This window comes from Rhizobium leguminosarum bv. viciae USDA 2370 (genome assembly GCF_002008365.1).
GTDB lineage: Bacteria > Pseudomonadota > Alphaproteobacteria > Rhizobiales > Rhizobiaceae > Rhizobium > Rhizobium leguminosarum.
The window spans coordinates 423,664-436,535 of the sequence record NZ_MRDL01000059.1 but is presented as its reverse complement, the minus strand read 5'-3'; the positions used below and the strand labels follow the sequence as shown (position 1 = coordinate 436,535).

General features: G+C 59.1%; 12 protein-coding genes. 9 read left to right on the top strand and 3 right to left on the bottom strand.

Annotated elements, in window-relative coordinates:
• Positions 1 to 45: 45 nt before the first annotated feature.
• The 9 genes from repA to BS629_RS36100 all read left to right on the top strand — a co-directional run bounded on the left by repA (position 46) and on the right by BS629_RS36100 (position 9,496).
• Complete coding sequence (gene repA, locus BS629_RS36140; protein ID WP_018245756.1) at positions 46 to 1,239, top strand: plasmid partitioning protein RepA; 1,194 nt, start codon at positions 46 to 48, stop codon at positions 1,237 to 1,239.
• Between the two features lie 4 nt (positions 1,240 to 1,243).
• Complete coding sequence (repB, locus tag BS629_RS36135) at positions 1,244 to 2,245, top strand: plasmid partitioning protein RepB (RefSeq protein ID WP_018245755.1); 1,002 nt, start codon at positions 1,244 to 1,246, stop codon at positions 2,243 to 2,245.
• Between the two features lie 154 nt (positions 2,246 to 2,399).
• Entirely contained in the window at positions 2,400 to 3,704 is a 1,305-nt protein-coding gene (gene repC / locus BS629_RS36130) for a plasmid replication protein RepC (protein WP_077988798.1), read from the top strand.
• A 113-nt stretch (positions 3,705 to 3,817) separates the two neighbouring features.
• Positions 3,818 to 4,702 (top strand): dihydrodipicolinate synthase family protein, encoded by an 885-nt coding sequence (locus BS629_RS36125; RefSeq protein WP_018245753.1) that lies wholly within the window; start codon positions 3,818 to 3,820, stop codon positions 4,700 to 4,702.
• Between the two features lie 7 nt (positions 4,703 to 4,709).
• Positions 4,710 to 5,387 (top strand): GntR family transcriptional regulator, encoded by a 678-nt coding sequence (locus BS629_RS36120; protein WP_018245752.1) that lies wholly within the window; start codon positions 4,710 to 4,712, stop codon positions 5,385 to 5,387.
• Between the two features lie 55 nt (positions 5,388 to 5,442).
• Positions 5,443 to 6,771: an ABC transporter substrate-binding protein gene (locus BS629_RS36115; RefSeq protein WP_018245751.1), complete on the top strand. Its 1,329-nt coding sequence runs from the start codon at positions 5,443 to 5,445 to the stop codon at positions 6,769 to 6,771.
• Positions 6,771 to 7,709: a carbohydrate ABC transporter permease gene (locus tag BS629_RS36110; RefSeq protein ID WP_018245750.1), complete on the top strand. Its 939-nt coding sequence runs from the start codon at positions 6,771 to 6,773 to the stop codon at positions 7,707 to 7,709. The genes BS629_RS36115 and BS629_RS36110 overlap by 1 nt, the downstream gene beginning before the upstream one ends.
• Complete coding sequence (locus BS629_RS36105; protein ID WP_003550140.1) at positions 7,709 to 8,524, top strand: carbohydrate ABC transporter permease; 816 nt, start codon at positions 7,709 to 7,711, stop codon at positions 8,522 to 8,524. Before BS629_RS36110 ends, BS629_RS36105 begins: the two co-directional genes overlap by 1 nt.
• A gap of 18 nt (positions 8,525 to 8,542) precedes the next feature.
• Positions 8,543 to 9,496, top strand: a complete 954-nt coding sequence (locus BS629_RS36100) for a sugar kinase (protein WP_018245749.1) — start codon at positions 8,543 to 8,545, stop codon at positions 9,494 to 9,496.
• Positions 9,497 to 9,574: 78 nt separating this feature from the next.
• Here BS629_RS36100 and BS629_RS36095 read toward each other — a convergent pair whose 3' ends face one another.
• The 3 genes from BS629_RS36095 to BS629_RS36085 all read right to left on the bottom strand — a co-directional run bounded on the left by BS629_RS36095 (position 9,575) and on the right by BS629_RS36085 (position 12,699).
• Positions 9,575 to 10,420 (bottom strand): carbohydrate ABC transporter permease, encoded by an 846-nt coding sequence (locus tag BS629_RS36095; protein ID WP_020572890.1) that lies wholly within the window; start codon positions 10,418 to 10,420, stop codon positions 9,575 to 9,577.
• A 5-nt stretch (positions 10,421 to 10,425) separates the two neighbouring features.
• Positions 10,426 to 11,364, bottom strand: a complete 939-nt coding sequence (locus BS629_RS36090; RefSeq protein ID WP_018245747.1) for a carbohydrate ABC transporter permease — start codon at positions 11,362 to 11,364, stop codon at positions 10,426 to 10,428.
• Between the two features lie 87 nt (positions 11,365 to 11,451).
• The gene (locus BS629_RS36085) at positions 11,452 to 12,699 is read right to left on the bottom strand and encodes an ABC transporter substrate-binding protein (RefSeq protein WP_018245746.1); all 1,248 of its coding nucleotides are present in this window, start codon (positions 12,697 to 12,699) and stop codon (positions 11,452 to 11,454) included.
• Positions 12,700 to 12,872 lie beyond the last annotated feature (173 nt).

Here is a 12,872-nt window from a genome sequence, read left to right as displayed (position 1 = left end):
GAAGCGCTTTCGTTAAAAATTGCGCAGTTACCTGGGAAAAAGATCATGCAGCCGAGTCTTGCTGTTCAGGACGATCAAGAGCACCTCCCATCGCTTCTGGCAACAGATGCGAAGGAGTTATCCTATCAACTTCAGCAGCATCAGGCAAAAATCTTCCCCCCGCTGTCGCAAAAGACGATCAGAACATTTTCGCCGGCGGAAGCTGCTGCCTTTATCGGCATCGGAGAAGGTTATCTCCGCCAGGTGGCCGCCGACGGCCATGGGCCCGATCCGCTCGCAAACGGACGGCGGCTTTACAGTGCAACGGATATGGATCGCATTCGCCGGGTCCTCGACGAGCGAAACGGAACGCCGAAATATGTGCCGGCTCGCAGGCCGGGCGAGAAGCTCCAGATCATCTCCGTCATGAATTTCAAGGGCGGCTCGGGCAAGACCACCACTGCGGCCCATCTGGCGCAGTTCATGGCGCTGCGAGGCTACCGCGTGCTCGCCGTCGACCTCGATCCGCAGGCCTCCTTGTCCGCCTTGTTCGGTCATCAGCCGGAGTTCGACGTCGGAGAGGGCGAAACGATCTACGGTGCGATCCGATATGAGGAGCCGCGCCCCATCGCCGACATCGTGCGCGCCACCTACACGCCAAATCTCCATCTCATTCCGGGCAATCTCGAGCTGATGGAATTCGAGCACGAGACGCCGAAGGCGATGGCGTCGGGGACGGCGGAGACGATGTTCTTTGCCCGCATCGGCGAAGTCCTGACGGAGATCGAAAGCCTTTATGACGTCGTGGTTATCGACTGCCCGCCACAGCTGGGTTTCCTCACGATGTCGGCGCTCTGCGCTGCAACCTCGGTCTTGATCACGGTCCACCCGCAGATGCTGGATGTCATGTCGATGTCGCAGTTTCTGACGATGACGAGTGAGCTGATGTCGGTCGTCGAAAAGGCTGGCGGACGTACCAGCTATGACTGGATGCGCTATCTCGTGACCCGGTTCGAGCCGAACGACGGACCGCAAAGCCAGATGACCGGCTTCATGCGGGCGATCTTCGGCAATCGAATGCTGCACAATGCCATGGTGAAATCGACGGCGGTCGCCGATGCCGGCGTCACCAAGCAGACTCTCTACGAGGTCGAGCGGTCGCAGTTCACACGCGGAACCTACGATCGGGCGCTGGAATCCCTCAACCTCGTTAATGGCGAGATCGAGGCGCATATTCGCTCGACCTGGGGAAGGAAATAGATAGATGGCGCGCAAGAACCTCATCGAAATTTCCGCTCCGAACCCGGAAAGGATGGACGCGGTCGCACCACGCGACAATCGTCCGATCGCCGGATTCGTGCCGCAGGAGCGCAGTGCTGCGCCTGTCGGCGGCATTACGAAAACGCTCGGCAACATTACCGAGAAAATGGAGCGTGCGAGTGAACTGGAACGGCAGCTTGCCACCGGCCAGACCATCGTCGAACTCGATCCCGGCCTGATCGACGCTTCCTTCGTCAGCGACCGATTGGCGATCGATGCGGCCGAACTCGCACAGCTCGTCGAGCAAATCCGTGAGCACGGGCAGCAGGTTCCGATCCTAGTCCGCCCACATCCCGAAACCAGGGGACGCTACCAAGTCGCCTATGGCCATCGTCGCCTGGCTGCCGCCCGAGAAATCGGCATCAGGGTGCGCGCGGTCGTCCGCGATCTCACCGACGGTCAACTGGTCGTCAGCCAGGGACAGGAAAACAGCGCTCGAACCAATCTCTCCTACATCGAGCGCGCGCTCTTTGCATCGCGGCTCGAGGAACGCAGCTTTGGCCGCGATGTCATTATGGCGGCTCTCGGCGTGGACAAGGCGGCGCTGTCGAGAATGCTGATCGTCATACGACAGGTCCCCCTGAGGCTCGTCAACGCCATCGGTGCGGCACCTGATATCGGCCGCCGGCGATGGTTGGAATTGGGCGAGCGGCTTGAGAAAGCCGACGTCGAGAAGATCATCGCGGAGTTGTCCGCGGACGACACGCGCAAAATTTCGAGCGACGAGCGGTTTCAGCGGGCACTCGTTCTGGCAACGAAGAAGACGGCTGCGCCGAAGCCGGCGGTGGCCAAAACCCAGGTTACTGGCGTGCCTGTCATGATCAAGAAGACAGTATCCGGTGCGACCTTCGTCTTCGACGGCAAGATCGCGCCCGGTTTCGATCAATTCGTCCAGGAACGGCTGAAGGGCCTGTTCCAGGAGTTCAACAAGGACAGAGGAGCGTAGAGCGCAAAAGAAAAAGGCCCCCAACGACGCCGTCGTGGAAGCCCTTCTCAGATCTTAAGCACATCGAGAATCGCATTTCCACGAATCACAGTCAAGCGTCTTAGGCACCAAATTGGTGGATGGTTTTCTTTTGCCTGAACGAAGGTGAAGGCAAATGGAGAGTGGATATGTGACGACGCCCTTCGGGCGGCGGCCGATGTCGCTTGGCATGCTGGCAAGTCAGCAATTGGCCGAGACCATCGAGCCGGGAATGAAGCGCAGCAAGTGGAAGCTGTTCAGGGCGATCTGTGAGGCGCGGCCGGCGCTCGGCGTGACCGATCGGGCGTTGACGGTGCTCGATGCGCTTTTGACCTTCTACCCAGACGACGAGATTTCCGAGGAGAAGGGCCTGATTGTCTTCCCGTCGAATGCGCAGCTGTCGCTGCGTGCTCGCGGCATGACGCCGGCCACCCTCAGGCGGCATCTTGCCGTCCTGGTCGACGCCGGCCTGATCCTGCGCAAGGACAGTCCGAACGGAAAGCGCTATGCGCGCCGCGATAGGGCAGGGGCCATCGGCGAGGCCTTTGGCTTCAGCGTCGCGCCGCTTCTGGCGCGTGCGGTCGAGATCGAAAGCCTGGCCGCCCAGGCGGTTGCCGACCGGGAACTGTTGCGGGTGACCAGGGAACGCCTGACGGTGGGCCGGCGCGATGTCTCCAAGCTGATCGCGACGGCTATCGAAGAAGGGGTTTCCGGTGATTGGGAAGGCATTTCGGCGATGTTTCGAACGCTCCTTACCCGGATTCCGCGCGTGGCGACCGCAGAAGAACTGGCACCGTTGCTTGACGAGATGGGGCTGCTGCGTACCGAGATCGTCAACGTGCTGGAAAGACGGATAAAAACGAAAAAAATAGACGCCAATGAGTCTCAAATTGAGCGTCACAAACAGAATTCAAATCCCGACTCCACTTATGAACTTGAACCAAGCTTCGAAACGAAGCAGGGCGAAAAGGCAGCAGCCGATGATGAACCGAACGCCGGGCCGCCGGACGAGCGAAGATTGAAACAGCCGAAGCTGTCCGGCGGGATGGGCAACAGGGCGGGAGGCGCGGTCGATCCAGGGGCCGGGCCAAGCCTGAAATCCTTCCCGCTCGGCCTCGTCCTCCAGGCCTGCCCCAGTATTCTCGACTACGGGCCAGGCGGAACCATCGGTAACTGGCGAGACCTGATGTCGGCCGCCGTCGTTGTCCGCTCGATGCTCGGCGTCAGTCCCTCGGCCTATGAGGAAGCCTGCTCCGGTATGGGGCCGGAAAACGCCGCAACCGTGATCGCCTGTATCCTGGAAAGGGGAGGGCACATTAACTCGCCCGGTGGTTACCTCAGGGATCTGTCCCGAAGGACCGAAAGGGGCGAGTTTGCAATCGGCCCGATGCTGATGGCGCTCGTTCGGGCGAACGGACCGGCAGCAAGGCACGCCAGTTGATCGTAAGGAAGCTACGGCCGCGACAATCGCGTAACGAGGCGGTGTGTAATCACCTCTTTACAGCTAACATGTTAGTCTGCTACGTCTGACGCGGTAATTGGGAGGAAGCATAGTTGACACAGAAATTCGGGCTCTCGGTCGCGCTTGCGACACCGTTCGACAGCAATGGCGATATCGCGATCGAGGCGATGATCGAGCAGGCGCGGCGCAGCCTCTCGGCCGGATGCTCGAGCGTTACGTTGTTCGGGACGACGGGTGAAGGCTCTTCCATCGGAACGCAGGAACGTGAACGTGTCTTCGCTTCCATGCTTGATAGCGGGATAGCAGCAAAGCAAATCATCGTCGGCGTGCTGGTCGACGCGGCAGAGGATGCCGCGATGCTGGCAGGTCACGCGCTTTCCAAAGGAGCCCGAAATATCCTCCTTGCTCCCCCTTCCTATTTCAAGAACGTGAGTGATGACGGCGTCTTCCAGTGGTTTTCGGCTGTATTCGCCATCCTCGGCGACAAGGCGCGAGACATTATCGTCTACAACATTCCCTCGCTCACCATGGTTCCGCTGACCGTATCGTTGATCGCCCGGCTGCGGACCGCCTTTCCCAACATCGTTATCGGCGTCAAGGATTCCTCCGGCGACTGGCCTTTCACGGAAGCACTATTGAAGGCGCATGGCGATCTCGTCATCCTGGTGGGGGACGAACGTCACCTGGCGAGGGGCGTGCGGCTTGGCGGCCAGGGTGCGATCTCCGGCATGGCGAATTTCGTGCCACGCGAGGTCAAGCTGATGGCGGAGGAAGGCATGGACGATTCCCGCATCGAGGATTTCGTGGAGGAACTGCTGAAATTTCCGGTGACTGCGGCCGTCAAAACCATGGTCACTCACGTGACGTCGGATGAAATCTGGCTTGCGGTTCGTCCGCCACTCGTCTCAATATCCGCAGAAGGGCAGGCGCAACTCTTTCGTGCCTTCGATACTCTTTTCCGCTCGAAAGCGGCATAGGGCGGACATGTTTCTGGGAGAGGCGATGGACGGAACCGACGAGCAGCCGACACTGCGGGAAAAGGCGTATGAAAGCTTCACACGCCACCTTCTTGCGCGTGATGTGCGCCCCGGCCAGTTCGTTTCGCAGCGTCGCCTCGTCGAGCTGACGGGGCTGACGCTTGGCGCCATCCGCGAACTTATCCCGAGGCTCGAAGCCGAAGGGCTGATCAAGACAGTGCCCCAGCGGGGTTTGCAGATCGCTCATATCGACCTTAACCTCATTCGCGAGGCGTTTCAGCTGCGCGTCTTCCTGGAGAAGGAAGCTGTTGCGCTTTTCACCCGCTCCGCGTCTGACGAGACGATCGCCAAGCTTTTGAAACAGCATCGGGATATTGCCGATGCCATTCGAAACGGCGATGGATCGCACGAATTGGAAGTGCACGCGCAAGCTGTCGATTGGGGCATGCACGACGCCTTTATCGATGCTTTAGGAAATACCATCATCTCGAACGCCTACCGGGTGAACTCGATCAAGATGCGCCTGATCAGTCAGGATCGTTTTCGCATCGATGGTCACGTCGGACCTGTCATGGGCGAGCACCTCAAGGTGCTCGAGGCAATCGAACGACGATCGGCGGAGGACGCCGTCAACAGCCTTGTCGCACACATCAATCATGCAAGAGATCGTGCGCTCAGGATATAATCGGAAATAAACAGCCGGGGGTGAGGAGATCGCCGGCAAAAGGAGGAGGAATCACATGTCATCGTTTTTAAATCCGACGAGACGCGGCTTTCTGGCGGGTACGGCCGCTTTTGGGGCCAGCAGCATGCTCGGCGTGCGGCTGGCATCGGCTGCGGTCGATTGGAAGCGCTTTGCCGGCACGACGCTCGAAGTCAACCTGGTCAAGAGCCCTCGCAGCGAAATACTTCTGAAGTACCTGCCTGAATTCGAGGAGCTCACCGGCATCAAGGTCAATGCCGAAGCGACTCCCGAACAACAGCAGCGTCAGAAGACGACCATCGAGCTGAGCTCCGGCAAGCCGAGCTTCGACGTAGTGCACATGAGCTATCATGTCCAGAAGCGGCAGTTCGAAAAGGGCGGCTGGCTTGCCGATATCAGCGGTTTCCTCAAGGACCCCTCTCTGACCGACCCGTCTCTGGTTGAAAGCGACTTCGCCGAAGCCGGCCTGACTTTTGCCAAAGATCCGGACGGCGTTCTGCGTTCGCTTCCATTCTCGGTCGATTACTGGATCATCTATTGGAACAAGGCGCTGTTCGAGAAGAAGGGGCTTGCCTACCCGACGACGTTCGAAGAACTCGCCAGTGCTGCGGAGGCGCTCACCGATCCTTCCACCAACACCTACGGTTTCGTCGCCCGCGGCCTGAAGAACGCCAATACGCCGGTCTGGACGTCGCTGCTGCTCGGTTATGGTTCGAGCCCGCTCGGCCCTGATGGCAAGCTGCGCACAACATCGCAAGAAGCGATCGATGCGGCCAAGCTTTACCAAAGGCTGATGACCAAGACCGCCCCTCCCGGCGTCTCCGGCTTCAACTGGGCCGAGGCGCAGTCGGCCTTCCTGCAGGGCAAGATCGGCATGTGGCTGGACGGCGTCGGTTTTGCGCCGCCGATCGAGAATCCGGAAAAGTCACGCGTCGTCGGCCAGGTCGGTTACGGCATCATGCCGAAAGGTCCGAAGGCACAGGCCGCAGGCACCTTCGGCGACGGGCTTGGCGTCGTCGCGGCAAGCCAGAAAAAAGAGGCCGGGTACCTCTTCTGCCAATGGGCGATTTCGCATGAAATGGGCGCACGTCTGCTGCAGGCCGGCGCCGGCGTTCCTTTCCGCCAGTCTGTCCTCGAGGATGCGAAAGTCCGTGAAGGTGTCAAAATGCCGAGCGCATGGCTTGATGCCGTCGTCGGTTCCGGCAAGATCTCGAAGCTCGCGCTGCCGGTCATCATTCCGGTCACCGAGTTCCGTGACGTTTATGGCGTCGGTCTTACCAACATGATCGGCGGCGCCGATCCTGAAACCGAACTGAAGGCAGCGACGGCACAGTTCGAACCCGTCCTGGCGAAAAGCGAGGGATAATGGCCTCGACAAGTATCGAAACGACCGCAGTGGCCAAGAGGTCGAAAGGAAGGAGCAAACCGGATCGGTTTGCTCCCAACTACTGGCCCTTTGTCATCCCGGCGCTCATCGTCATAGCCGCGGTCATCGTCTTTCCATGGGTGTTTACTGTGTGGATGAGCGTCAACAGCTGGACGCTCGGCCAATCGCAGGTCTTTGCTGGGCTGGACAATTACGCGCGCCTCGCCACCGACATGCGCTTTTGGGAGTCGCTGTGGCATACGGTGCTCTATACGACGCTCTCGGTGGTGGTTCCCCTTTTTCTGGGGACGCTCGCGGCCCTGATCTTCGATGCTCAATTTCCACTGCGCGGTCTTATACGCGGCATATTCGTGATGCCGATGATGGCGACACCGGTCGCCATCGCACTCGTCTGGACGATGATGTTCCATCCGCAGCTCGGCGTCCTTAACTATCTCCTCTCCTTCATCGACATCGGCCCGCAGGAGTGGATCTATAATCAGAGCAGCGTCATCCCGTCGCTGGTGCTGGTCGAGACCTGGCAGTGGACGCCGCTTATCATGCTGATCGTGCTTGGCGGTCTGGCGGCGGTTCCGCGCGAGCCCTATGAAAGTGCTGAAATCGACGGAGCCAATGTCTGGCAGAAATTCCGCTATCTGACGCTGCCGATGATCGCGCCGTTCCTGATGATTGCCGTGATTATCCGCAGCATCGATGCGGTGAAAAGTTTCGACATCATCTATGCCATGACCCAAGGCGGCCCCGGCACGGCGTCGGAGACGATCAACATCTATCTCTACAACACGGCTTTCGCCTACTACGACATCGGCTATGGCTCGGCCATGGCGGTTGTCTTCTTCATCCTCATCGTCCTGCTCTCCTTCGTCCTTATGATGCTCCGGCAGCGCGTAAATTGGTCGGACGGGGAGGCACGCTGATGAAGCGCAAGACACTCGATCGCATCGGACTGCTGTTTGTTGCTTTGGTGATGATCTCGCCTGTCGTCCTGTTCTTCCTCTGGATGATCTCGCTGTCGCTGAAATATGAGATCGACAACGGCGCCTATCCGCCGATCTTCATTCCGGAGCGCTTGGCCTGGTCGAACTATCTGAAGGTCTTCGAAGAGAACAACTTCTTCCTCTATCTCTGGAATTCGGTGCTGGTGACGGGTGCGGCCACGCTTCTGGCGCTGCTGATCGGCGTGCCCGCCGGATATGGCATCGCGCGGCTGAAGGCGGAGAAGTCCGCGATGGTCATCATGATCGCGCGCATGACGCCCGGCCTTTCTTTCCTGATCCCGCTCTTCCTGCTGTTCCAGTGGCTGAATCTGCTCGGCACGCTCATGCCGCAGATCATTATCCATCTCGTGGTCACCGTGCCGATCGTCGTGTGGATCATGATCGGTTATTTCGAGACGACGCCGATGGAGCTGGAAGAGGCTGCAAGCATCGACGGCGCAACACCCTGGCAGGTTTTCCGGCTGGTCGCCTTGCCGATCGCAAGGCCGGGCATCGTGGTCGCCTTCATCCTGTCAGTCATCTTCTCGTGGAACAACTTCGTCTTCGGCATCGTGCTCGCCAGCCGCGAGACACGCACGCTTCCGGTCGCAGTCTACAACATGCTCTCGTTCGAGCAGGTCAGTTGGGGTCCGCTGGCGGCGGCGGCGTTGATTGTCACCTTGCCCGTGCTGATATTGACGGTGTTTGCGCAACGGCAGATCGTGGCGGGCCTGACGGCCGGGGCCGTCAAGTGAGCGGGTGAGACAACGGTTTTGACGACTTCTGCCTTCGATCCGCCGCCCGGTCAGGCGCGCCGCGTTTTGTGTGTCGGCGCGGCGGTTATGGACACGTTGTTTCGCGTGCGCTCGTTACCGACCGGCCAGGGAAAAATTCTGCCTTACGATATGCTGCAGATTGCCGAAGGCATGGCATCGAGCGCCGCCTTTGCGGTCGCCCGGCTGGGCGGCCATGCCAGCCTCTGGGGCGCAGTCGGCGGTGACGCCACCGGCGACCGCATCATCGCCGACCTCAGCGACAGCGGCATAGACACGAGCGGCATGGTGCGTGTGGCAGGCGCCCGCTCGGCCGTCTCGACGATCCTTGTCGATGACCAGGGCGAGCGCTTGATCGTGCCTTTCTACGATGCCGGCCTGCACGAAACGGTCAAGCCGGTCACAATACAGGACGTTTCTGCTTTCGATGCGGTGCTGGTCGACGTCCGGTGGCCGAAGCTTGCTCTGCGGGCGCTGTCGGCGGCCCAAGAGGCGGGCAAGCCGGCCATTCTCGATGGTGACGTTGCAGGCGATGGCGTGATCGAGATGCTGGCACCGGCCGCCAGCCATATCGTGTTCTCGCAGCCGGCCGCCGAACGGCTTGTCGGGACAGCCGAGCTGTTGAAGGTCGTCGGCGTTCTGAAGCGAAAGTTCGAGCATGCCTTCATCAGCGTCACGGCTGGCGAAAATGGCTGCTTCTGGTTCGACGACCGAACCGGCGAAATTGTCCATCTTGCCGCTCCGAAGGTGAGGACCGTCGACACGCTCGCGGCCGGCGATATCTTCCATGGTGCTTTTGCGCTGGCTACTGCGGAAGGCTTGCCGATCGAAGAGACGATGCGGTTGTCATCCATGGCGGCAGCACTCAAATGCCAGGTATTCGGTGGACGTATCGGTGCGCCCACCAGAGCCGAAGTCTGCGATGCCCTGCGGGATTGGAGCGCTGGGCGGTAGTCGTGGCGGGCAGGCAGATCGGAGAAGTGATCTGCCTGTAGTATGCGTTCTCAAAGCCAGTTTAGGATCAGCGCTGCATCAGCTTTTGACCGAGCCGGCGGTCATGCCTGCCAGGAAGTAGCGTTGAGCGACCAGGTAAAGGACCAGGAGGGGAAGCGAACCGAGCACGCTCATCGCCATCATCTCGTTCCACTCGAAGGCGTGCTGGCCCATCAGAAGCTGGATGCCGATCGGAACGGTTCTAAGATCCATCGATTTCGTCAGCGTCAGCGCGAAGAGGAATTCGTTCCAGGCCAGCAGAAACGTGTAGACCGCCGTGGCGACGATCCCCGGGATCGAGACCGGAACGATGACGCGCCAGAGCGCCGTCCAGCTCGAGCCGCCGTCGACAAGGACGGCCTCGTCCAGCTCTTTCGGCAAGGTGTTGAGATAGCCTGTCATCAGCAGGACGGCATAGGGCAGTGTGAAGACCATGTAGGTCAGGATCAGCGCCAGATAGGTATCGAAGATCCTGAAGGCGACCACCATTCCGAAATAGGGGATGAGAAGGGTGATCGGCGGAACGGTCTGGGTGCTGATGATGAAGATGTTCAAGGTGTTCTTGAACCGGAACTGATAGCGGCTGAAGCCGTAGGCGGTCACGATGGCGACGACGAGGGTCAGGCAGGTGACGACGCCGGCAACGAAGTAGCTGTTGATGAAGAACCGCACTTTCACCGGATCGTTGAAGATCGTCAGATAGGCGGCCACCGTAAAATCCTGCGGAAAAAGCCGCGGCGGAAGGGCGAAGATTTCCGTATTCGATTTCAGCGAACTGAAAAACATCCACACGATCGGAAAGGCCGAAAAGACCAGGCCGATCCCCAGGCCGAGATAGGTCAGGATGGTCGGCAATACCGAGCTCTTGAAGGAACGCTTTGCCATGGCGATCACCTGCGCTGCTGGTGTTTGATGTAGAAGTAGGTGACGCTCATCGAGATGATGAGGATGATCATCGCGCTCGCCGAAGCCAACGAGAATTCGTACTGGGAGAAGGCGAGCTTGTAGGTGAAGGTGGAGAGCACTTCCGTCGAATAGATCGGCCCGCCGCCCGTCGTCATCCAAACGAGTGGAAAAACCTGCATCGTCCAGATGAAGTCGAGAAGCGCGATGCTGATGATGATCGGCATCAACTGCGGAATGGTGATGTACCAGAATTTTTCGAGTTCGTTGGCGCCGTCGATACCGGCTGCCTCGTAAAGCTCCTTCGAAATGCCCTGGAGGCCGGCGAGCAGGCTGACCATGTAGAGCGGATAGCCTGCCCAGATATTTGCGAAGGTCAAAGCGTGGATGGCTGTGCGCGTGGACGAAAACCACTCGACCTTGAAGTTGATGATATGGAGCGCCATCAGCACGCTGTTGACGACGCCGTTGGGGTCGAGCAGCAGGCGCCAGATGATGGCGATGATGACGGCCGTGAACAGCCAAGGCAGGATGAAGAGCACACGCAGGATGCTCCGGATGAGCGGATCGACGCGATTGGTGTTCAACAGCAGCGCGAAGGCCAGGCCGATGATGAAGTGGAAGACGACGCTCATGATCGTGAAATAAAGCGTCTGCACCACCGACTGCCAGAAGACCGGATTCTCGAAGATGGTCAGATAATTCTGCACCCCCGCGAAGGCAGCGTCCTTTTTCATGATGGCGCCGTCCATCAATGAATATTTGAAGACCATCACCATCGGGAACAGCATCAGCAGAACAAGCAGCAGGGTCGCCGGCGAAACGTAGAAATACGGCACCAGCTTCCTCAAGGTGCTGTAACGAAGCCATCCTTTTCTTGGCGCTTTGGCGTGCGCAGCGACCAGAGCCGGAGCGGAATGATTCATGAGCTGTGACTTCCATTCTGCCGAGATTTGACGACTGCACCGGCAGCGCCAGGGCGCGCTGCCGGTGATCCGTGAAAGCGACGTGCTTTAGAACTTTGCGAGCCACGCCTTCTGGGTATTGGCAGCCGCGTCCTTGGCTGACTGCCCCCCATCGAACATCTTTTGAACTTCGACGTTCATGTCGCGCATCAGCTCTTCGGCGACCGGAAGGCCGACGAATTCGTTGGCAGGATAACCGCTTTGGAAGATTTTGAAAGCTTCCGCGAAAATCGGGTCCGAGGCCACGAAATCCGGCTTGGCGTGGACGTTGCCGGGGAAGGCGTTGGCAATCGAGACCAGACGGCCGTTGACGTCAGGGCTCATCAGATATTCGACGAGCTTCCAGGCCTCTTCCTTGTGCTGGCTGCCTTCGCTGATGCCGATGCCCCAGGACGCATAGGGCATGCCGCGCTTGCCGGTGTAGCCGTCAGTGGCCGGCAAGGCTGATATGCCGAAATTGAGCTTCGGATTGCGCTCGCGGATGAGGGTCACATGGGCGAGGGAATCCACCATCATGCCGACGCGGCCGTTGACGAATTCCTCGACCTTGTCCTGTTCCTTCTTGGCGAAAATGCCGGGAGAAATAACGCCTTCTTTATTGAGGGAAGCGATATAGTCGAGCGTTCCGACAACAGCGTCATTTTCGAGGTCAGGCTTGCCGTCCTTTAGCATCGAGGCGCCGGAGGCCCAGACCCAGGACATCACGTCGTTCTGGATTCCGCTCGGAGATTGCAGCGAGAGCGGCAGAACCCAGCCATACTGGTTCTTCGCGGCGTCGGTCATCTTCTTTGCGGCGTCTGCAAATTCCGTGCGGGTCGTCGGCAGCTTGTCGACGCCGGATGCCTTGGCGATATCGAGGTTCACGAAGACGGGATAGACGAAGGATGCGAGCGGGAACATCACGCTCTTGCCATCGACCTTGACGATATCGGTGATCTGGCTCTTGTCGTACTTGGCCTTCTCCATCAATTCGTCCATCGAGGCGATTGCGCCCTGCTTGGCGAGCCCGTTTACCCAGGCACCATCCAGCCCCACTACGTCGCTCAGCGTTCCCGAGGCGGCGCCGACGACGATCTGGTCACGCGTCGTGGCATAGGGACCGCTGACCAGCGTCACCTTGATGCCGGGATTTTTGGCTTCGAAATCGTTCATAATGCCGCGCAAGGCGCCGGACGGCATTTCGGGTTCCCACCATTGAATGAATTCGATGGTGGTGTCGGCAAACGCGGATGTGGCGCAGAGCGCCCATACCGCTACGGCAGCCCGCATGGTCACGCCGAATTTTCTGATATTCATCTGTGCCTCCCAAAGATTGTCAGTTAATCGATCCTCCTCAAGATCGTAGGCAAAGTAGGTTCCCTGAAGCCCCCATCTGTCAATGAAGAACTGTGATCGGGAAAGGATGGGAGGCTGGCATTCACGAAGTCGGTTGAGTTAAATCATTGATAGAAAATAATAAAATTGATTGA